The sequence below is a fragment of the Vibrio sp. FF266 genome, assembly GCF_041439695.1.
Lineage (GTDB): Bacteria > Pseudomonadota > Gammaproteobacteria > Enterobacterales > Vibrionaceae > Vibrio > Vibrio tasmaniensis_A.
Map to the genome: position 1 here is coordinate 139,892 of NZ_JBGOOO010000001.1, position 21,958 is coordinate 161,849.

General features: G+C 44.1%; 21 protein-coding genes. 13 read left to right on the forward strand and 8 right to left on the reverse strand.

What is annotated here, in order from left to right; all coding sequences use genetic code 11:
• The first annotated feature begins 11 nt into the window (after positions 1-11).
• Both ACED59_RS00630 and ACED59_RS00635 read left to right on the forward strand, forming a co-directional pair.
• The gene (locus ACED59_RS00630) at positions 12-908 is read left to right on the forward strand and encodes a LysR family transcriptional regulator (RefSeq protein WP_009845717.1); all 897 of its coding nucleotides are present in this window, start codon (positions 12-14) and stop codon (positions 906-908) included.
• Positions 909-1,088: 180 nt separating this feature from the next.
• Positions 1,089-2,933, forward strand: a complete 1,845-nt coding sequence (locus tag ACED59_RS00635; RefSeq protein WP_029223822.1) for a bifunctional diguanylate cyclase/phosphodiesterase — start codon at positions 1,089-1,091, stop codon at positions 2,931-2,933.
• Positions 2,934-3,083: 150 nt separating this feature from the next.
• On the opposite strand, the gene ACED59_RS00640 is transcribed toward ACED59_RS00635, so the two are convergent.
• The 3 genes from ACED59_RS00640 to ACED59_RS00650 all read right to left on the reverse strand — a co-directional run bounded on the left by ACED59_RS00640 (position 3,084) and on the right by ACED59_RS00650 (position 5,673).
• The gene (locus tag ACED59_RS00640) at positions 3,084-4,376 is read right to left on the reverse strand and encodes a peptidoglycan DD-metalloendopeptidase family protein (protein WP_017097063.1); all 1,293 of its coding nucleotides are present in this window, start codon (positions 4,374-4,376) and stop codon (positions 3,084-3,086) included.
• Between the two features lie 226 nt (positions 4,377-4,602).
• Positions 4,603-4,902, reverse strand: coding sequence for an isoamylase early set domain-containing protein (locus ACED59_RS00645; RefSeq protein ID WP_009845720.1), 300 nt, complete (start codon positions 4,900-4,902; stop codon positions 4,603-4,605).
• A gap of 123 nt (positions 4,903-5,025) precedes the next feature.
• Positions 5,026-5,673: a hypothetical protein gene (locus ACED59_RS00650; protein WP_371704854.1), complete on the reverse strand. Its 648-nt coding sequence runs from the start codon at positions 5,671-5,673 to the stop codon at positions 5,026-5,028.
• Between the two features lie 32 nt (positions 5,674-5,705).
• Between ACED59_RS00650 and ACED59_RS00655 the strand changes: the two genes are divergently transcribed.
• The 4 genes from ACED59_RS00655 to ACED59_RS00670 all read left to right on the forward strand — a co-directional run bounded on the left by ACED59_RS00655 (position 5,706) and on the right by ACED59_RS00670 (position 10,924).
• Positions 5,706-6,188 carry a GFA family protein gene (locus ACED59_RS00655; RefSeq protein WP_017097065.1) on the forward strand — a complete coding sequence of 161 codons (483 nt, stop codon included), beginning with the start codon at positions 5,706-5,708 and terminating at the stop codon, positions 6,186-6,188.
• Between the two features lie 150 nt (positions 6,189-6,338).
• On the forward strand, positions 6,339-7,013 hold the full coding sequence (locus tag ACED59_RS00660) for a YoaK family protein (RefSeq protein ID WP_009845723.1): 675 nt from the start codon (positions 6,339-6,341) through the stop codon (positions 7,011-7,013).
• A 228-nt stretch (positions 7,014-7,241) separates the two neighbouring features.
• Positions 7,242-8,612, forward strand: a complete 1,371-nt coding sequence (locus ACED59_RS00665) for a YjiH family protein (RefSeq protein ID WP_371704853.1) — start codon at positions 7,242-7,244, stop codon at positions 8,610-8,612.
• Between the two features lie 440 nt (positions 8,613-9,052).
• Positions 9,053-10,924: a methyl-accepting chemotaxis protein gene (locus ACED59_RS00670; protein ID WP_017097069.1), complete on the forward strand. Its 1,872-nt coding sequence runs from the start codon at positions 9,053-9,055 to the stop codon at positions 10,922-10,924.
• Between the two features lie 114 nt (positions 10,925-11,038).
• On the opposite strand, the gene ACED59_RS00675 is transcribed toward ACED59_RS00670, so the two are convergent.
• Positions 11,039-12,445 (reverse strand): alpha-amylase family glycosyl hydrolase, encoded by a 1,407-nt coding sequence (locus ACED59_RS00675; protein WP_017097070.1) that lies wholly within the window; start codon positions 12,443-12,445, stop codon positions 11,039-11,041.
• Between the two features lie 283 nt (positions 12,446-12,728).
• Positions 12,729-13,007, reverse strand: coding sequence for a peptidylprolyl isomerase PpiC (gene ppiC / locus ACED59_RS00680; RefSeq protein ID WP_009845728.1), 279 nt, complete (start codon positions 13,005-13,007; stop codon positions 12,729-12,731).
• A gap of 283 nt (positions 13,008-13,290) precedes the next feature.
• Here ppiC and ACED59_RS00685 point away from each other — a divergent pair, with 283 nt between their 5' ends.
• Positions 13,291-14,205, forward strand: a complete 915-nt coding sequence (locus ACED59_RS00685) for a chemotaxis protein (protein WP_017097071.1) — start codon at positions 13,291-13,293, stop codon at positions 14,203-14,205.
• Positions 14,206-14,258: 53 nt separating this feature from the next.
• Here the strand turns inward: ACED59_RS00685 and hutZ are convergent, their stop codons facing one another.
• The 3 genes from hutZ to hutW all read right to left on the reverse strand — a co-directional run bounded on the left by hutZ (position 14,259) and on the right by hutW (position 16,911).
• On the reverse strand, positions 14,259-14,789 hold the full coding sequence (gene hutZ / locus ACED59_RS00690) for a heme utilization protein HutZ (protein WP_012600265.1): 531 nt from the start codon (positions 14,787-14,789) through the stop codon (positions 14,259-14,261).
• 141 nt (positions 14,790-14,930) lie between these two features.
• Entirely contained in the window at positions 14,931-15,452 is a 522-nt protein-coding gene (gene hutX, locus ACED59_RS00695; RefSeq protein WP_017097072.1) for a heme utilization cystosolic carrier protein HutX, read from the reverse strand.
• A gap of 49 nt (positions 15,453-15,501) precedes the next feature.
• A complete protein-coding gene (gene hutW, locus ACED59_RS00700) occupies positions 15,502-16,911 on the reverse strand; it encodes a heme anaerobic degradation radical SAM methyltransferase ChuW/HutW (RefSeq protein ID WP_017097073.1) in 1,410 nt (469 codons plus the stop codon).
• Between the two features lie 160 nt (positions 16,912-17,071).
• Here hutW and ACED59_RS00705 point away from each other — a divergent pair, with 160 nt between their 5' ends.
• The 6 genes from ACED59_RS00705 to ACED59_RS00730 all read left to right on the forward strand — a co-directional run bounded on the left by ACED59_RS00705 (position 17,072) and on the right by ACED59_RS00730 (position 21,956).
• Positions 17,072-17,833, forward strand: coding sequence for an energy transducer TonB (locus ACED59_RS00705; RefSeq protein ID WP_029223823.1), 762 nt, complete (start codon positions 17,072-17,074; stop codon positions 17,831-17,833).
• Positions 17,834-17,835: 2 nt separating this feature from the next.
• Positions 17,836-18,537: a MotA/TolQ/ExbB proton channel family protein gene (locus tag ACED59_RS00710; protein ID WP_012600261.1), complete on the forward strand. Its 702-nt coding sequence runs from the start codon at positions 17,836-17,838 to the stop codon at positions 18,535-18,537.
• Positions 18,534-18,947, forward strand: coding sequence for a biopolymer transporter ExbD (locus tag ACED59_RS00715; RefSeq protein ID WP_009845734.1), 414 nt, complete (start codon positions 18,534-18,536; stop codon positions 18,945-18,947). The genes ACED59_RS00710 and ACED59_RS00715 overlap by 4 nt, the downstream gene beginning before the upstream one ends.
• A gap of 175 nt (positions 18,948-19,122) precedes the next feature.
• Complete coding sequence (locus tag ACED59_RS00720; protein ID WP_017097074.1) at positions 19,123-20,013, forward strand: hemin ABC transporter substrate-binding protein; 891 nt, start codon at positions 19,123-19,125, stop codon at positions 20,011-20,013.
• Positions 20,014-20,136: 123 nt separating this feature from the next.
• Positions 20,137-21,174 (forward strand): iron ABC transporter permease, encoded by a 1,038-nt coding sequence (locus tag ACED59_RS00725; protein ID WP_029223824.1) that lies wholly within the window; start codon positions 20,137-20,139, stop codon positions 21,172-21,174.
• Complete coding sequence (locus tag ACED59_RS00730) at positions 21,174-21,956, forward strand: heme ABC transporter ATP-binding protein (RefSeq protein ID WP_017097076.1); 783 nt, start codon at positions 21,174-21,176, stop codon at positions 21,954-21,956. The genes ACED59_RS00725 and ACED59_RS00730 overlap by 1 nt, the downstream gene beginning before the upstream one ends.
• The last annotated feature ends 2 nt before the right edge of the window (positions 21,957-21,958 follow it).

The window sequence follows — 21,958 nt, forward strand, 5'->3', positions numbered from 1 at the left end:
CAGGAAATAATATGGATTGGATTCTTAACGTAAAAAGTTATGTAAAAGTGGTGGAAGAAGGCAGCTTCAATGGCGCAGCACGTAAACTCAATACCACCAGCTCAGCGATCAGCAAAAGAGTGAACTGGTTAGAAGAACGTATCGGCACTCAACTATTAAAGCGCACCACGCGCTCAATCAGCCAAACCGAAGCGGGAGCTCTCTTTTATCTGCGAGCCAAGGATCAGCTCGATAATTGGCAATCGATTATTGATGAAACTCGATCGGTTAACCAAACGCCTGCGGGCCTGCTAAAGATTGGCGCAACCATTGCTGTTGGTTCTAAGTTTCTCGTGCAATACATGGACGACTTCTTAGAAAAGTATCCAGACATTAAAGTACAGCTTATCACCACCACGCCAGGTCAATTACCTGAGCTTGGCTTGGACCTGGTGATCAGTCGTGAACTGGAACAACTCAACTCGTTAAGCTTCAAGAAAACACCACTGTTTGAACACAAAGCCAGCTTTTATGCCGCTCCCAGTTACTTGGCTAAACATGGTTATCCCATCAACGAGCAAGACTTAGAACAACACAACTCCTTAATATGGGGAGAGCGTCCTATTCGTGAAGTCACGCTAACTAAAGGACAACGCATCACTTTGAACGGTAACTTTGCGACCACCAATCCTGAGGCTTTGTTTCATGCCGCGAAGCGAGGAATGGGCGTACTGTTAACCATCAAAGCAATGATCAAAGAGGATCTTAAACAAGGGACACTGGTTCCAGTATTACCAAATATAACAGCCGACGAAGTGATGGTTTACGCGTACTACCCTAAGCTTGACTACTCACATACACGAACCAAGCTATTTTTAGACCACCTAAAAGATAGGCTAGACAAAGAAAGAAATAGTCAAATTTTGTGAAATATATCGCACTAAATTTGAAAAATCACACAACACGATCGATAATAAACTAGACGCACATAAAAATTATTAATGCAAGTTGCATTGTTAATATTTAAGACGGTGCTGCTACAAGATCGTATACACAAGATCATACACATACAGCTTACACACGATTCTGGTTGGCTACGGATGGTGACTATGACTCAACATACACGCAATAGCATGATAGACACAGAGCGCATTGGGCGCTTACTCAAATTGGAAGGTATCGACCTTTTAGAGTCTGCCGTGCTTACTTTGCATCAAACCTTCGGTACTCAATACACCAGTATCATTGAGAAAAAGCACTTCCCCGATCAAATGGTTCCTTTGGTCATTGCCCATTCTGACCATGTACTGCATGACAAAATAAACGCACGCCATGGTCACATATACCAACAAGCCGTTAATCAAAAACACCCAGATTGCTCATTTGCTCAGTATATCGTTCAGTCACTCCCAACATCAGCATTTAGACAGGAAATCACCTCACAGAACTCAATCGCTATCCCAGCACGCAGTCAAAGTGGCGAAGTCATGGGTGTGCTTTTCTCAACCTTTAGTTCGCCTATGAGTACAGATCAACAACAAGACGTGATAAAACACCACCAGTTGTTCGCAGATATCGTCATTCACACCTTGCGTGAAATGTGGTTCAACGACCGTTCTGAGCAACTGGTTAATCAACTCAGCTACGAAGTATCACACGATAGTCTAACTGGGCTATTAAACCGTAGCTGCTTATCAGACACCTTGGAATCGATCACTCAGCAGAGTGTCACTCCCTTCACGCTCGCTCTGCTCGACATCAATAGCTTCAAAGCCATCAATGATATGCACGGTAATTATATTGGCGATAAGGTACTTCAGTTCGTTGCAGAGACCTTGCGCCGAACCTTGCCCGACAACAACCTGACGTTCCGGACGGCTGGCAATGAGTTCGCATTCATTACTTATCATTCAGACCCAATAGCTGTTTGCGAACAAATACTAGATAAGATAAAGCAAGGTTACACTAGTGTTGATATCAAAATCGATTTCGACGTCAGCATCGGCATTGCCCGGTCAGATGGCGATAATAAAGACGTAGAACAAATCATCTTCAACACCAGTTTGGCACTAAAAGAGTGCCAGCATAGTCAAGATACATACATTCAATGTTACGACACTCACCTAAGGGTTCGTTACCAAAGGAAAACCGAGTTAATCGCCGCCTTACGAAGTGAGCTTGACAGCTCCATATCAGACAGTCATGCACCTAATGACAATGGAATGTACGTGGTTGTGCAGCCGATCGTTGATCAAGGTGACACACGATGGGGTTACTTTGAGGTGCTCACTCGTTGGAAAACCAAGAGACATGGCGATATCTCACCGGTAGAGTTCATTCAAGTGGCAGAAGAGTCAGGGTTGATTGTGGAACTGGGTGAACGGATCATCGAATTGGTATGCCGCGCTAAAACAAGATTGGAGCGCGGCTTAGGCTACAAAGTTAAGCTTGGAATAAACTGCTCCGCTCACGAGCTTACCGATTCTAAGCGTTATATTTCCTATCTTACTCGAACGATTGAACAGCATCACTTTAAAGCAAACGAGTTTGTCATTGAGCTAACCGAAACCGTGCTGTTATCTCCAACTCAAGAAACAAAGTCAGCACTCGACTTTCTAAGGGGGCAAGGGTTCACGATCGCTCTAGATGATTTCGGTACTGGTTACTCAAGCTTAAATTACATTCATAGCTATCCTATCGATTGTATTAAAATTGATGCCACCTTTATTCGAAACTTGCTGACAAACTCAACATCCGAAAGTGTTGTGTGGTTGATTATTCAACTGGCACACAGACTCAATGTGTCATTGGTTGCGGAAGGCGTAGAGAAGCTTGAGCAATTAGAAAAGCTGCACGCAATGGGGTGTGACAAAATTCAAGGATACCTCTACTCTCCACCTATGCGACCAGAAGCTATCGTTAGCTACGTCACTCACTCAGAACCTCTAGCCTAAACGCCGTTTACTACCTCAACCTAAAATCAAAAAGCCGCGAGCGTATCACTAAACATTTAAGTATTTAGTTCTGCACTCACGGCTTTAAAGGCTACATCATTACTCGCAACCATCTAGCTAACGGTTACCTTGACGACATATAGTCAGCTGCTAGCTATTATTCGATTGTTTTTCTAAAGCTTTCTTTAATAGCTTGTCGGCTTCATCTCTAGCGGCTACGAATGTCGCTTTTTCCTTTTTAGGTACGGAATCGGCCATCGGAATATTCGCTTTCATTGCATTGACAGGACGACCACGTTCGATCAATTCGTAATGTAAGTGCGCCCCCGTCACTCGGCCCGTTTTACCTGATAAGCCAATACGCTGACCACGAGATACCGTTTGTCCTTTACGAACGAGGATCTTACTCAAGTGTAGGTAGCGTGTTTTGTATGTGCTGCCATGCTGAATCACCACATAGTTACCAGCATATGGGTGCTTACGAGTCATGATCACTTTACCATCACCTGTTGCTTGAACGGGTGTGCCAATTGGCGTCGCGAAATCTGTGCCGTTATGCGGAGAGACTCGCCCAGTCACAGGGTGTAAGCGCTTAGGATTAAACTGAGAACTTTGACGCCAGCCACTGCTCACAGGGTAACGTTGGAAAGCGCGTTGTAAGCTATCACCATTGGCATCGTAATATTGCCCGTCAGTGTGTAAGTACGCTGAAACAACACGGTTACGGTTCATGATCTTGATGGCTTCTATTTCACGTTTCCCGGTTGCGACACCATCAACGAATTGCGCTTTTTGAAGCACTTCAAACTGATCACCCGCACGTAAGTCTCGGCTGAAATTTAGTTTATCTTTGAGAAGAGTCACAATATGGTCAATCTCAATACTGTTCAGGCCAACTTTGTTCGCTGACATAGAGAAACTGCCTTGAATATCACCCACTAGAGGTTTCTGCTTCCATTCACCCGGAATAGAAATATCTTCGAATTCGTAGCTGCCATCATCAAGCAGTCGATAAACCACTTTGTCCGCGACACTAAATTGAAGTTCCATTTTTGAAAGGTTGCCCGTCGCTTCGTCACGCCAAAAGCGTAATGTATTACCCGGACGAAGCGTGTCTAACGCAAGGAAGTTCAAATCGGTTTCCATCACGCTCATCATCGAGTTATAAGAAAACCCAAGCTGAGTGAAGATGCTACTTAAGTTATCACCTGATTGAATTTGATATTCAAACGTCGGTGGCTCAATAACGGTAGCAGAAGGAGGTGACAGAATTGACTCAATAACAGTTGAGTCTGGCAAATCAAGATCGATCGTTTTCGTCAGATTTGATTGTGAATATTGCAAAGCAACACTAATCACTGCAATAAGTGGCAGTCCTAAAATTGCTGCTTTTTTTACAGGTGAAAGCTCAGCAAACGGAGAGGAAAATATTTTTGAATACACGGTAAACAGGTCTTTCTACGATATAAAAGCACAGGATATGCTTTTCAGGCGTATAAATCATCATTGCATTGTCATAATATGATGTGAATCTGCGCAATCTCGGCTAAGTCATTGAGTTACCGTTAATGAAATAGGCACAACTCAAAAATTTAATGAACCAACGATTTAGACATTAAAAAGCAGAAACATCTAGTTCCTGCTTTTTAACTAATTCATACTATTTCAACTAAGCGTTAACTGTCGATACCAAGCAATTGTCTTCACCAAATTCATTCGGGATATAACGATCAGCATTCGCATCGTTCACCCATTGTTGATCATCAACTAGGTAGCGAAATTGAAACTCGCCATCTTTCGGAAGACGAGTTTTAAACTTGTAAACCTTCCCTTTCGCCAGTTTTTTCATTGGGGTCGCTTTCCAATCCAGAAAGTCGGCAACGATAGATACGGAATTAGCTTCTTGAGCTTCTAGCTCGAAAGTCACTTCAACTTCATCTTTCGTCTTAAAAAAACGTTTATTAATCATTCGCAAGCTCCATTTGTAAAGTAAGCAGACACAAAGCTAAGTGTGTCTAAATTTCATTCATCTACTTAAGATAATATGTAATTTAGCTCACATAAACAACAGTTCCTTGCCCTAACAAAAATGTCATTGCTCATCAATTGATTGCGTATTGAAAGAAAAACTCATTAACACCTTTTCAGATTGCAATTCTGGAAAAGATTGTTCCGCAGAATGTCGAGTAAAACCGATAAAACCTTCCCCAGAGAGTTTGCTTTGTGAATCGAGCAGTTGAGTTATCTCTAAAGTTTGGATCCTCACACGATCACCAAGAAAGAATTGGTCAACTAACACGACACGGCTTCGATGCTGGTCATGTTTAAACAGGCCAAGATAATAGAAAACGCCACTGCCTTGGTTAGATACCCACATAGGTGCAACAAAGAAACTCGCCTTGCCTAACGTGACACTTGAAAGGTTGTTGGTGTCTACGGTGACCACACCACGCTCAACACCGGAGTCATAGCGTCCAAACGCGATTGATCTTGGTCCATCGACTTCATTAATAAAGGCGTACGCGTTGGTTTCAGGAACTTTGATTGTCCATGGGTTAGTCGTCTTCAAATCAAAAACGGTTTCAACAACAGGGTCATAACTGACTTGAGAAGAAGGAAACTTCGCCAAGATCTCTTCGTCACTTAAGCTAAAGCGATAAATACCCGCCAGTATCACCACAACCAGCATGACAATAGGAATCAGTAAAATCAGAGGTATAGGTAAGATTTTCTTTTTCATGAGCAATTATATTCTTTTGTTTTCATCCAGTTGTGCAGACCATAAAGGGCTTTAGTATAATTATCAATACAGGGTTAACCAGAAGTGGAGCATGGATGGATATCAATCATATTAAAGAGAAGAATATCAGAAGTTGCGAATGCCGCTGTGGAGCCGTCAATTTAGTCTGCAGAGGCGAGCCTCAACGCACCTCCGTATGCCATTGTTATGAATGTCAGAAGCGCACCGGAAGTGTGTTCGGGGTTCAGGCTCGATTTCCCATACAACAAGTGACACTCAACGGAGAGGTCACCTCCTTTTCACGTATCAGTGACACGGGCAATGAAGTCACCTACCAGTTTTGCCCTAAATGTGGCACTACCATGCTATTGCAGTCGGTTGCCGCCGCCGATTTTTATGTCGTCCCGCTAGGACTATTTAAAGAGCAAGACTTTCCGCTACCAAGCTTTTCAGTCTACGAAGAACACAAACACGGATGGGTCAAATTTGACCACCAGATGAGTCATTACAACTAGCTTGTTACTGACCATTATCTCTATAAAGCAACAGTATTGGAACAAACTGCAAGACTGTTGCCTAAGATCAAATATCAACGTTCTACAACGCTAGCGTATCTTTTCGCTAGCGTTATAATCTGCTCCTCTTTTTAACCCAGGGTGAACCACATGATTTCTAAACTACCTCGCTGGGTTGAATACGGCGCCTTACTGTTAGCGGGCCTTGCTGGCAGCGTTAATGCTATTGGTTTACTCGGCTTCCAACATCAAGCTATCTCCCATATTTCAGGTACCATGTCTTTACTTGGCAGCAGCCTACTCACGCCGACTTCAACTTCTATGCACCTCCTGCTAATCATTATGAGCTTTATGCTAGGTGCCGCGTTCAGTGGATTCTTTATCGAAAATCAAGCATTGAAGTTAGGACGCCGTTACGGTGTTGCACTATGTATTGAGGGTGGATTGCTGTTCTTGGCGCTTTGGGCCCTGTTACAAGGCTACACTTCAGGCCAGTATTTCGCTTCAGCCGCGTGTGGGTTGCAGAACGCAATGATCACCACCTATAGCGGGGCGATCATTCGCACCACACACATGAGCGGGATCATCACAGACCTTGGGATCATGATTGGCGCACGCTTAAAGGGGATGCCTTTTGACCGCCGTAAAGCCAAACTTCTTATGTTCATCGTTGTTGGCTTTCTGTTTGGTGGTTTAAGTGGTGCTTGCCTGTTCCAGCGCTTTGAAATTTTGGCACTGGCTTTCCCTGCCTCTTTCGCGTTCATTGTCGCGTTTAGCTACTGGCTCTACCTAACTTATCGAACTGAAGCCTCAGTAAATTTATAAACGCCTAGTAATAACCATGAGAATATGTAACATCTGCAACACTTTATTCTAAACTCATAATTTGTTGCAGAATAACCTGCGTGAATATTTAGCGATATTTGATGAATAGTATTGCAAGTGATATTAATACTCGGTAATCTTGCACCCAATGAGAAAATACGGATGTTTAGAGAATAAAAATGCCAAGGATGTGGCTTTTTTACATGTAGAAATACGAGAATAATTAACATGTCTAACAACACGAATACTGCTCAACCAGAGAAATCTAAAGGCAGTTTCTGGGTTTTCTTAATCCCATCTCTGATTGGTTTGTTCCTCTTCATGGCGCCAATTAGCTACCAAGGTGATCTCACGATCCCTGTCGCTATTCTAGCCAAATCAATTCAAGCGGTTTTCGGTGAGTCTCTAGTTGCTATTATCACTGCAATCGTTGCCTTCATGTCTGTAGCTTCCGTGTTAAGCACCATTTTCAAACCTACATTCATTACATCGAATTCATTTCTAAACGGCCTTTTCAACCCATCTCCACTGTGGTTGTTGGTTCGTATTATCGGTGGTGCTGCAGCATTCATGGCTTTCTTCCAAGTTGGCCCTGAGTTTATCTGGGAAGAAAACACCGGTGGTCTCGTGTTAGAGGGCCTATTGCCGACTCTATTTTCAGTATTCATCTTTGCCGGTTTACTATTACCACTTCTACTTAACTTCGGTTTGTTAGAACTGTTTGGCACCTTACTAAGTAAAGTGATGCGTCCAATCTTCAACCTGCCGGGTCGTAGTGCTATCGATTGTATGGCTTCTTGGTTAGGTGACGGCAGCGTTGGTATCCTGCTTACAAACAAACAGTACGAGAAGAAATTCTACACTCAACGTGAAGCCGCTGTTGTTGGTACGACTTTCTCAGCAGTATCTATCACGTTCAGCCTTGTAGTGATTGCTCAAGTAGAACTAGAGCACCTATTCCTACCTTTCTACGCAGCAATCTGCTTAGCAGGTATTGTGGCCGCGGTAATCATCCCTCGCCTTCCTCCACTGAGCATGAAGAAAGACACCTTCATTGATGGTACAAAACCTCACAAAGATGCTGATGCAATCCCAGCGGGTCACTCGACTTTCTCTTGGGGTCTTGAACTCGCGGTAAATAAGGCATCACAAGTTAAGTCTGCTAAGTCTGTATTTGGTGAAGGCATTCGTAACGCAGTCGACATGGTATTTGGCGTTCTTCCTGTTGTAATGGGTCTAGGTACAATGGCATTGGTTATTGCAGAATACACATCTGTGTTCTCATTCCTAGGTCAGCCTTTCATTCCATTCTTTGAGCTACTTGGAGTACCTGAAGCGGTTGCAGCATCTGAAACCATTGTTGTTGGTTTTGCGGATATGTTCATCCCAGCGATCCTTGCCGCTTCTATCGACAACGAGATGACTCGCTTTGTTATTGCAGCAATGTCGGTAACTCAGCTGATCTACATGTCTGAAGTAGGCGCTCTACTTCTAGGCAGTAAGATTCCAGTGAACATCTTAGAACTGTTTATTATCTTTATTCTACGTACGTTAATTACGCTTCCAGTTATCGCAGGTGTAGCGCATCTAATATTTTAAATTAGACGTACTGATACAGTGTAATAAATAACCTGATTTGTAATAGCCTCACTTTTGTGGGGCTTTTTTTCGCCTAATATATTCACTCTCCGGTTTAAAATATCGCCAATATACGAATTGAGAATATCATTTGATTTCATATTAATTCCCTTACACCTCTCCCTCATATAATAAACCACACGCATACTCGCCAAATTAATACCCTCCTCACTTTCTTTACCTTTGATTAAGCTAACTCTTCAACTCATTGAACCAAATAGCAAAAGTAGCAAAAGTAGCAAGTATGTAATTAACTGAATTTTACGTTGTGCGGGTTGTTGTATTTTTGTAGTCTATTTTGTGAAATTACATTCAAGTAAACTTCAACCCTGTCGATATATATAATTACAAAACACGATTAACTTTAGTTTTCGCAAAGCTTGTGAGAAGAGGAAAACACAATGAAATTTAGCCATAAGGTGGTTGCAGCATCATCAGCCTTGCTATTAGTGACAGTATCATTGCTTTCAATACAGCAACTTTACACCGTAAAAAGTGCTGTAGAGAACCACGTCAATGCAAGCCTGAAAGAGATGGTCTCTGGTATTAAGAACACCGTAGCATCAGAGATGAATGCTAAGAAAGCACTGGCTCAGTCGACGACTGAAGTCATCGAAATCAACCCTCAAGATCGTACCTACGTTCAAAACATCCTAGAAAAGCCAAAACTTAAAGGCAGCTTTCTCGCGGTTGGTTTTGGTTATGACGCAAACGGTTTCGTTATTGAAAATGATGATGGTTGGGAAGCTGGCCCGGATTACGACCCACGAATCCGCCCTTGGTTCATTGATGCTAAGTCCAAAAACAGTTTAGTTGTTACCGACCCTTATGTGGACGTATCAAGCAAGAAAGTCATCATTTCAATTGGTACGCCAGTGCAAGAAAACGGCCGTTTCACTGCAGGTATGTTCTACGACCTAGAACTAACCAACCTTGCGACCTTGGTAAACCAAGTGAACTTGTTTGACGCGGGTTACTTATTCCTAGTCACTGCCGACGGCACGACGATTGCTCACCCTAATGCTAAGAACAATGGCGAAACGCTATCAAGCTACCTGCCACAAGCGACTATTCGCGAGGGATCTCAACAAATTGAAGTCGACGGTAAAAAGTTCCTAGTGAACTTCACTCACATCCCAAGTGAAGATTGGTACATCGGCGCAATACTTGATGAAGAGATCGCATTCCAAACGGTTGAAGATCTGAAAAACAGCTCGATAATCTACTCTTTAATTGCGGTTATTCTCAGCATCATTGCATTAACCGTCCTTATTCGTGTGTTAATGCGCCCGCTTGAGACGCTTAACCAAGCCATTCAAGATGTTGCGAGCGGACAAGGTGACTTAACTAAACGTCTAGATACCAATACAGATAAAGAGTTCTCTGACCTTGCGAAAGGCTTCAACACCTTTACTGAAAACCTGCAAAATCAAATCATTCAATCCAAAGCGATTGGTGTTGAGATTAAACGTGGCACTGAAATCACAGTAAAAGGCGCGGGTGAGTCAGCGAATGCGATGAATACTCAGCTGCAAGAGCTTGAACAGCTAGCCACCGCAATGAATGAGATGGCCGTTACCGCAACGGAAGTAGCAAACAACGCTCAAGGCGCAGCCGCCGCGGCTCGTGAAGCTGACGATGCGACACTAGACGGTACATCTGTAGTAAGTGACACGACTCAAGCGATTGATAACCTTTCAGCGCGTATCGACCAAGCGGTTGCAGAAGTACAAGTACTTGAATCAGCAACAGCAAATATCGAGACGATTCTTAAAGTAATCAACGATATCGCAGACCAAACCAACCTACTTGCATTGAATGCTGCTATTGAAGCGGCGCGTGCTGGTGAATCGGGCCGTGGTTTCGCTGTCGTTGCCGATGAAGTTCGCACACTAGCGCAACGTACTCAAGAATCGACCACAGAGATCCGCAACATGATTGAGCAGCTCCAAGCGGGTGCAAGCTCTGTATCTAACGCGATGAATCAAAGTAAAGACACAGCCACTGACGCCGTTGAACGCGCTCAGCAAGCAAACTCTTCACTTGACCGCATCCGCGACGCGATTCAGCGCATCTCTGATATGAATATTCAGATTGCTTCAGCAGCTGAAGAGCAGAGCTTAGTAGCGGAAGAGATCAACAACAACACAGTTAAGATCAAAGACCTTTCAACACAAGTATCCAACGCAGCTCAAGAAGCAAACACGGCAATGCAGGTACAAACTGACAATGTTCGTGCACAGGATGAACTATTGAACAAGTTCACGGTTTAATCGCCTGTCTGTTTAACTAACGTTCAGCCAAGAACCTAAAAAACAAAAGACCCGTTTACTAGATGCTAGTAAACGGGTCTTTCTTTTTCGACTTCTCTTTCTAACCGATCAGACTTAACTCGTCACAGGTTCGAACTCATTGGTCGTCAGCATCATGCACTGATTAGATTCAACCTGAATGGTTAGCGTCTTATCGACACAATCAAACACTGCACCAGACAATAAATCCGTTACTGTACCAGTCCAAGTCAGTGATGCCGTTTTACTTCGCTTCGACTTGTTGATCACCACAATGCCTTTGTCGCCACGGACAAACACCAGCAAATCATCATTTGCCTCAACCACACGCATCGCTTCGCCATGAACATGGTTATGGAACTGAATCATGTTTTTCATGTAAGGCGCTTGCCAATCGTTAAGCCAACGAGGCTGACCACTCTGATCCAGAATGCCGCTGGTACTCAGTTCACTGTAAACAAGCGGCACACCGCCGTCTCGACCAAGAATAAAGGCATGCGCTAATCGCTCGTCAACTTCACCCATTACGTGATCCAAAAATACTTCATTATTTGGAATATCATGAGTGACGGCAAAAGTGATTGCTCGCATATTCGATAACGCCTGACCAAAACAGTAAGGGTTGATCAGAGATTTAAAGCTGCCCTGCTCTTCAAAGGCTTTGAAGATAGTATTGAACAGAGGGAAATCGTAAGCGCCTAAGCGAGTGTGTTTGAGGTAAGGCTCAAGGAACAACTCATACTCTTCTTTGGTCGCACCACCATCAGTAATGATCTCGCCAAAGATGTGCATTTCTTCGCAGATATCATCAGTCCACACCTTGCGTAGATGTGACAGTGTCATGTGTTTCGCTGCGTCTATGCGAAACCCTTTCACGCCAATCTCTTTTAAGGCTTTTAAGTAAGCTCTCTGCTGCGCGACCACATTGTCGTTGTCTAACAGCGTTGGCAGGCCTGGATCGCTTGCTCCACCAGTAATACGTCCGTTTTGCACCTCCCAAGTATCTTTCCAGTTCTTGATACCAAACGCTTCGACAAAGTCGTTCTCATCAAACAAAGGTTTAGAAAGATCACCAAACAAACGAACGGATTCGTAATACTCAGAATCTTGTTGGTAAGACGCCATGTCTTGTTGATTTGGATACGTCAAATCACCGCGAATACTCGACTCGTTAGCCATGTGGTTAAACACAACGTCCACATAGGTACGAAGCCCATGTTGCTTTAACGTGTTCACCATTGCAGTGAAGTCTTGCGTATCACCAAGCTGATTATCGATCACACGATAATCTTGGGGTTGATAGCGCTGCCACCATTGGGTACCTGTATCTCGATCACAGCCTTTAGGCCCTCGTAACGACTTCATTGCCGGCGAGACTAAAACAGATTTATAACCCAACTCTTGAATCAGAGGGGCGTTCTTCATTACGTCAGCGTAGCACCAGTCAAAAGCATGCAATATAACATCTGTCGCTGGGGTGCTTAACATAGCTGAACTCTCCATGTTGTTCTCCTACCAAACTCGTTTACAGCTTTCTAGATAAATACAAAGGCTAAAAGGCAAAGCTGCATAAATTTCCTTAAGAATGGTATTTATTATATGAGTTACTCATTAAAACCCCTCCTCCTCCCACCGATTAGTCAAGGTGGATAGTTAAGGGCGTAGCGCCAATTATCGCATAACGTCCGGGATGAACACTCAGCCATAATGTTTTTAAATGCGCCCAAAAATGACAAAAAAGGAGCGTATCTACGCTCCTTTTATTCAATCTAACACATATTAATAACTAAGTTCGGTAAAGAACCTTCACTACGTGCCAGCCAAATTTTGTTTTTACCAGGTGTGGTACAAGCGTCTCGCCAGAGAAACAAATCTTATCAAACTGAGGCACCATTTGACCTTTTTTGAACTCGCCTAGGTCGCCGCCCTTTTTACCAGATGGACAGGTTGAATGCTTCTTCGCTAGCGTTTGAAATTTAGCGCCCTTTTTAAGCTGCGTCATGATGTCTTCTGCTAATTCTTTATGCTTCACCAATATATGAAGCGCTGCTGCTGTTCTTGCCATGATAATTCTCAGTTTGTTGCGGTCAGTTTATTTGTGATGATTACGTAGAATTCATCAGAGTACTGACTGTTGTAATTCAGCTTACGGCTAACGACTTGTCGACAAAAGTCCATCAAACGCCTGCGTTTAGCGTGATTTTAACCCAAGAATCATCATTCTTCACTCTATAACCGAAAACAACCCCCTTAAAGATCTTTAAAAACCGCATAGTAACTTGCTGCGGATGCCATTTCCCTTTAAATTAATCCTTATAGATTAAGCGCGTATTAAGTAGGAGCCACTTATGGCCAAACCGATAAGTAAAGCGAGTCAGTCACAGGGAATGCTGATGTTCAAGTTATCCCTCACTCAAAGTTTTGCGATAGGCACGCTTAAGGTCAGAGAAATCGTTCCTTTCCAGCCAATGACCCAAATTCCTTACTCTCATCACCATGTGATTGGTACCATCACGATTCGCGATCTTACGGTTCCAGTTATTGATATGTCCGCAGCTATTGGGTTTCGGCCGATCACACCGACGGAATACCAAGACTGTGTGCTCATCGTGACAGATTGCTTAAGAACCGTTGTCGCATTCTTGGTTCGTTCGATTGATAAAATCATTGAATGTGACTGGAAGAGTATTGAGTCGCCACCCGCAAGTGTAGGAACCAATGTGTTTGTTACCGGCATTACACGTTTTGAAGATCGTATCGTGCAGATGCTCGACGTAGAGTTATTACTTTCTAAGATTTACCCTGCTTATGAAAACGCACATATTCCGATGCTGACTGATGTCGAGAGAGAACGCCTAAAAGCTCTGAACATTCTATTGGTTGATGACTCTTTGATTGCACGAAAGCAGCTGTCTGATGCCTTAGACAGCATCAACATCCCTTATAGCATTTGTAACAACGGTTTAGATGCTATTGACCTGATGCGAGGTGAAGCAAGCAAAGGCACTGCAATTGATCTTCTCGTGAGTGATATCGAGATGCCCGGACTCGATGGCTATGAACTTGCATTTGAAGTACAAAACGACAGCGCACTCAGTCATGCCTACTGTATTTTACATACTTCACTATCCAGTGAGATATGTGTTGACCGAGCCAATCAAGTGGGAGCACATGAAGCGCTAGAGAAATTCAATGCAGGCGAATTAATCGAAGCCATGTTGCGCGGAGCGAAAGTCCTAAACGACGCGGCTATGACTGCTTAGACACAAAAAAGCCCTCACATTAGAGGGCTCCTAAAGTAATCCGTTAAACGAGCTTACTCGTTAGACACTTTTTTGTGACCTTCTTGCAGGTGAACGAAATCCACTAAGTCGTCGCCAGATACTTGGTATGCCTGACCGAAACCTTTTACGAACAGGCCATTCTCTGCTTTAAGGTTGAATAGAGAAAAATCTTGAAGTTGGCTTAAACCATCAATAATCTCACCAAAACGTTCTTGCATCTGGCCAATAACTTGAGTCCAAAGCTCCGTTTCACGCTCTACAACACTTGCTTGTGCATCAAAGGTTAGACGCTTACGTGCATAAAGCTGCTTCGAGCTCTCTTCGTCTTCAATCATCATCAAAGAGACTTGTGGGTTCGCTTTTAAGTTACGAGCATGACGAGCAACGTCAGAAATTAGAACAAAGTAACCTTCTTGGTTCTGTACGAAAGGCGCGTAACTTACGTTCGGGCGACCGTCTTGATCAACTGTTGCAAGTTGAAGAGTACGGCGCTCTTGGCGAAACTCTTTGATTTCTGGACCTAGGCGACCTTGTAGGCGTTCTTGTTTTACTTGTTGTTCCATCGATAATTCCTTTCTTCACTTTCTCTTATTTATTATTTTTACCCGAGGTTGAGCGTTCATTAGTAAACTAAGTGGACCTCGAGCATTCATATTTTCTTTAAGCTAGCTGGCAATCTTATTTAAGCTTGATGTTGACTGTACTTAAGCTCGTTCTTTTAGTGCTTTGAAGCGTTCAACTTGGTCGACAATCAGCTCTCGCTTTTCATTGCGACCTAGGTAAATCTTAAAAATGTTTTCGCCTGTTTCACTGAAGAAACCGAAGTAATGACTTTCACGCCCCATGAACGCCTTGCTCACCAAACCAATATGTTTGATGTTATCCAGTTTTAAGTGGCCATGCAGCTCGCCTTCTTTACCCATCAGATTGTAGTAACCACGCGCTACTTTGCCTTTAGGGAACGGCGCCTTTACTTCGAAGATTGAGCCAAATGAATGCATAATTGTGGTCACTGGGCCCCAACCAACCAAACCTTCTAGAATATCTTGAGCACGGCTGCCATCTAACATCACCGCCATGTCTCCAGGAAAAGCAGCGACAACTTCAACCTCTGAAACACCTAGCTTCTCAGCAATCGCAGTAGGAAGCAGTTTTGGTTCTTCTTCTAGAATGCGTGCGACACGTTGTTCTAAAGTTTCTGTCATTGCTAATGTTGTATCTGTCATTGAATAGATTTCCGTATAAACAAGTAAGTTATGAATTAAAAATTCGAGACTAAGCGTGCTTCAAACTTGCATGCGGGTGAGCACCCAAGCCAGAGGCAGTTGGTGCTGGGTGCAAGGTCTGATATTCAGTGTTAAGCACTTGAATCACACTCTGTGCAAGGCTTACCGCCCAGAAACTGCCAGCTATAGTCAGGCTCAGGTAATCTTCCGAAAGATCAACTAGGCCATTCTTTTCCCAATGTGAAAACAGAGGCTTCAGGTAGTCAAACGTGTCTTGCCCCATAAAACTCGGCAACGTACTTCTTCTTACAACACCAGAATCAAAACCGGCTTTCAATGAAGAGAAGGTTGGCTCTAGTGAGCTTTGCTTGGTCATCATGGCTATTGGCAATTGACCTTGCTTTATAGACTCCATGTAGCTGTCTAAAGTTCGATGTTGCATCACACCATGACCACCGATGTTACCACCAGCGCCACAACCAATGGGTAGAACTTCGGCATAAGTTTTCGCTAAGCTGTTGTAAATACTGCGTTCGCGGTTATCACGAGTCCAGTGATTCACGCTCAGTTGCTTAACCTTGTGCTTTGCCATGAACTCAACACCCGCCAAGTACATACTCGCCTTATCTGGCGTATTAGCCGGTGGTGGGATTTTTCCTTTCTCAACAAGATTAAGCATAGGCGCGTTGCCCGAAACAATCAGTTGGTAGAGGTCAATACCGTGTGCGCCAGTCGACATGTAGTCTTCTAAATCTTGTTGAAATACTTCCATAGACTGGTGTGGCAACCCGTATAGCAAATCAAGAACGATAGGCGCTTGTTCAGTGCGACTCAGTGAACTGATACGTTCCAACACAACTTCTCGGTCATCCAAGCGCTTAGCACTACGTCGAACTTGAGTATTGAAACTTTGAATACCGAATGAGAAACGATTGAAGCCACCTTCCAGCGAACGATCAAACATCTCGTCGCCAAATCGATTAATACGCCCTTCTAAGGTCATTTCCACATCGTTCGCTAATGGGAAGTATTGACGAATAGCCTTACCTAACAGCTCAACTTGTAGAGGAGATAAATCGGTGGGTGTTCCACCACCAATATAGACGGCGTGAAATAGTCCAGACTGAGCCCAAGAGGTTTTAGCTTTTTGCTTTAGCTCAACCATCAGTGCATCAAAATACTCATCCACTAATTTACGGCTTGCGGCATTTTGGAAGAAATTGCAGAACGTACAGCGCACGCGACAAAAAGGAATATGGATATACAAACAACGTTTATCCTGTTTCTTTCCTTCACTCAGCATCAATTCATCAAAGATTTCCAATTTCTTGCTCGGGTCGACCGGGATTGAGCTTCCCCCAGCATGTGCAGATTGCTTTTTGGCAAATGCAAAACGAAGTGGGTCTGGGCTAGAAACGCCCAGAATTGATTCGTCAAACTTATACATATCAACGCTCATATAATCTCTCTAAACACTTATATAGCAAAGCCTGGAAGACTGTTTGCTAAAACTGAGAGAATCATAAATAGACGCAAATGATAATGCAATTGATAATTGATCTTATTTAGATTCTAAGCAATAATCCGATACATATTTTAGATTTGGTGAAGGATTGAATGTGAACGTACCTAGATATGTTATTGCAGGCGGTGCATCGTTAGTGATTCATGCGGCGATGTTATTTGTCGCTCAAGAATCCAAAGTCTTTGCAATGCCAGCAGGTAGCCAATCGAACACGGTATCGATCAACTTCACTCCAAAGAGCGTTCCCTCACAAGCTCAGAAAAAAACCGTTACAGAACCAGTTGAGCCTGAGCCAATCAAGGAAACGCTCTCACACCCAGAACCTAAACCTGTCGAACCGAAAGCAGTAGAGCCAAAGCAAGCTAAACCTGCACCAAAGAAAAAAGCGATCACCAATAAACCTCAGCCCAAGAAAGTAGAGAAAAAGGTTGTGGAGAAGACAGCCGAGAAAAAGCCGATTCAAAAAAAACCGGTGACTCAACCAGAAAAGCTGGCCGACAAAAAAGTCGATAAAAATATGGACGAGTCCGCCAACCAACCTCGACAAGTTAATCAAGGCGTATCTAACCAAGAGCCGGTGTTAATCACTAGGCCCTCTTTTTCAGCTCGTCCAACGCCACCAAGCTACCCACGCCAAGCAAGGCGCCGAGGCGTTGAAGGTGTCGCAACTTATGAGATCTGGTTAGATGCTGAAGGAAAACAAATTAAACAGGCATTAGTCAACTCATCAGGCGCACTAATGCTCGACAACGCTGCCTTGAAAGCCATTAAGAAATGGAAGTTCTCACCTCATACTGTAAATGGTCGAGCAATTGCTCACCGTGTGCAAATACCTGTTCGTTTTAAGTTGGATTAACCATGCAACAAATCAGTTACTTACAAGATCAACTTGGCCTAATGACATGGCCTCTTCTTATCTGTTCAGCATTAACAGCAATGATCATCGCAGAGCGTATCTTCCAAGTCATGCTAAGCATTGGGGTTGGCAAACGCGCTATTCGTCATGAGCTCAATCAGATTTCACCAACCAATAGCAAAGAAATCGAAGCATTAGCACAATCTATTTCTGGTAAACGACCTCTGCTGTACAAGGGCGTGTCGATGCTGCTTGCTCACCACTCTTTCTCAAAAGGTTTACGTGAAGATGCAGCAGGAATTTGGCTACAAGAGAAACGCCACCAGCTTCATGCAGGTTTAAGACTGCTTGGCTTGATCGGCGTCATCAGCCCGCTAATTGGCCTGCTTGGCACAGTACTTGGGCTTATTGAGATGTTTAAAGGCGTTGCCGCTACAACAGGCAGCATCACGCCTAATGATTTGGCAGACGGTCTTGGATTAGCAATGAGAACCACTGCTGCGGGTTTGATGATTGCGCTTCCTGCGATTTCAGGAGCTCAACTACTCGGGTTATGGGCCGATCGAGTGCTAGCTCAGTTAGAACACACTCTGAATTATGTGAATGTTTGGCTAGAAGGCATGTCAATTCAAACCAGTCAGTCTGGCGACACTCAAGGGACTCCTGTCAGCAAAGCCTCTATCGGTGATGTGAGCCAAGCATGATTAAAACGCCCCACTCATCTCAAACACAGAGCTTAGTTCCGGATTTAACACCCTTACTGGACATTATATTTATCGTGATGGTTTTCCTTCTACTGACAGCATCAGTGAAGTTGGAGTCATTAGAGGTGGAGCTTCCGAGTTCTGATATTAAAAACGTTTCTGAAGTTCATAAAGATTCGATTAGCGTCAATATCTTAGATCACGAACCTTACTGGGCGATCAACGGCCAAGAGTACATCGACTGGGAAAACTTCAAGATCGCACTGTTAGAAGAAACAGGCACATCGGATAAGAAACCGATCATCATTGGCGCCGATAAAGCAGCTAACGTTGAGAACTTAGTGAAGTTGTTGTCGTTCTTACAAGAAAACGGTATTCCAGCAACCCAATTACTCACGGAGGAAGGCTAGAACGACTCTTAAATTTTCATGAGACCTAGCACCTTTTATGAGATTGGATTCTTTATTGATAAGACCAAATAACCAAAGCCAGCTCTCTATCGATTCAAACTCAACATGCGGACAGGCTGATCACAAGCCATCTTCGCGATTACTCTCCATCAAAAGAAAGTACAAATAAATTATTATGAAAGACTTAAAAGTGCTCAATAAATTAAAGAACAACAAACATTTACTCGCAATCGCCGCGATGGGGTTGGTACTTGCAGCACCTATCGCCAATGCTGACGACGCAAAACAACTTAGAATCATCAGTGCTGGCAGCGCCGTTACCGAATTAGTTCTTGCTCTGGGTGCTGAAGAGCAGTTGATTGCAATTGATGTGACCAGTCACTTACCTCAATCAAAAAAGCTGCCAAAGATTGGTTATCACAGAAACCTTTCTGCAGAAGGATTGATTGCCTTATCGCCAACGACGCTCATCGGCTCAGATGAGATGGGGCCAGACAACGCCATTTCTCAATTAAAATCTGTGGGTATCGATGTCGAGATCGTTAACACCGAAGCAAACGTTGAAGGGCTACTAAAGCGTATCGACCAAATTGCAAAGATTACCCATACCGAAGCTCACTCACAGCAAGTGAAAGCCGAAGTGAATCAAAAAATTGCGGCACTGAAAGCTAACCAAGTACCCAACAACGAAGCGAAGAAAGTTCTGTTCCTATTACTGCATGAAGGCCGTCCTGCAAATGTTGCTGGCGGTGAAACATCACCCAACGCGATCATTGAATTGGCTGGTGGTGTTAACCCTGCGGCTAAAAGCCTGACCTCTTACAAACCACTGTCGATGGAATCACTCGTTGAAATGCAGCCTGATGTCATCTTAGTGAGCGGCCGTAGCTACCAGAAAATAGGCGGCGCTGATGCCATTCTTAAATCGTTACCTATGCTAGCGGCAACGCCAGCAGGCATGAACAAGCAAATCATTACCGTAAAGGGCAGCGCTCTAGTTGGAGGGCTTGGTCTTGAAAGCCTCTCTGAAGCGAAGCGAATAAACGCACTTATCTATCCGCTATAACTTATCTACCCGCTATAACTCACTACCCTATTTTTACTGTTACTTGCTCAATCCTCACTACCGCGTCGCTTTCGTAAAGTTGGCTACGAGGATTGAAGCTAGTGATAGACATTGAGGCTCTTTATGTTGTTACGATCCGTCCCACTAAAAACATCGATGTTAGGCTTTGGCGCCATCCTAGTCTTAACCGCGCTGTACTCGGTCACCGTTGGGCCTATGGACATAAGCTTAGCTGACAGCGCAGCCAGCCTATTCCGACCCAGCAATGACTTAGCTCCCCACATCAATTTGGTGATTCAAGAGATCCGCTTACCGAGAACCATCTTATGTATGCTAATCGGCGCGATTCTCGCATTATGTGGTGCCGTCATGCAGGGACTGTTTCGAAACCCGCTTGCAGAACCTGGGATCATCGGCGTCTCTGCCGGAGCTGCATTAGGCGCGGCGTTGGCTATTGTTCTTTTCTCTGAACTTTCACTGCAATACCCTGCTTTTATGAACTTTGCGGCCGTGCCAGTATTTGCCTTTTTAGGTGGCGCTTTAACCACCCTGCTAGTTTATAAGCTAGGTACGGGAAAATTCGGTACCTCGGTGACCATCATGTTATTAGCGGGTGTTGCGATCAGTGCATTGTCAGGCGCAGGTATTGGCTTCTTAAACTTCATTGCTGATGACCAAATGCTGCGTGATCTTTCATTGTGGTCGATGGGGTCTTTGGCGGGCGCTAAGTGGTCCGGCATTTTACTTGCTGCTGTCACACTCGTTGGATTGTTTGTTGTTTTCTACCGCCAAGCGATGTCATTGAATGCTCTATTACTGGGCGAATCAGAAGCGCAACACCTTGGCATCCCAGTACAGAAACTCAAGCGAAAGCTGATTCTACTGACGGCTGCGGGCGTTGGTATCACGGTTAGCTTGTCTGGCATGATTGGCTTCATCGGACTGGTTATTCCTCATTTAGGTCGTATGTTGGCTGGCCCTGACCACCGAATTCTGTTGCCACTATCAGCAGTGTTAGGCGCGTTACTATTAACAGCTGCAGACATGGCCTCACGCGTGGCACTGGCTCCAGCTGAATTGCCAGTTGGTATTGTCACTGCAATCATCGGCGCTCCATTTTTCTTGTATCTACTATTTCAACAGAAAGGGAGAATCCTTTAATGTTTCCTGCAGCGTTAAAAGCAACCGACATCGAAGTGAAGTTCGGCAACAAAGTGATTTTAGATGGCGTTTCTATTGAGATTGAAGCAGGAAAGGTAACCACACTACTTGGACCAAACGGCGCAGGAAAAAGTACGCTGCTCAAAGCTTTATGTCAGGAGATATCGAGCACTGGTGATATTCAGTATTTTGGACACACCAAAGACAAGTGGTCTTCTCAAAAGTTGGCTAAGCACTTGGCGATGCTTCCTCAACATAGTACGTTGACCTTCCCTTTTCTGGCACACGAAGTTGTCGAGCTTGGTGGTATCCCGTTGCAAGAGTCCAACAAGAAGCTCACTAGCATAGCTAGCCAGAAAATGGATGTTGCCGATGTGTCTCACCTAAGTAAAAGACTCTACCCTTCTCTATCTGGCGGTGAAAAACAGCGTGTTCACTTGGCTCGAGTACTAACCCAACTTCACTATTCTGGTGACCAATGTATCTTGATGCTTGATGAACCCACATCAGCACTGGATCTTGCCCATCAGCACAACACGTTAAAGATCGCGAGAGAGTTAGCCGACAACCACAACGCAGCGGTTATCGTAGTTTTACATGACTTAAACCTAGCCGCGCAGTATTCCGATCGATTGATAGTTTTGAAAGAGGGAAACTTAGTTTGCGATGGCTGCCCTTGGGAAGCACTTAAGCCTTCGATGATTGAAGATGTGTACGGCTACACAAGTATTGTCGAAAAGCACCCAACCATGAACTTCCCCCAGGTTCATCCCGCACAATAAGC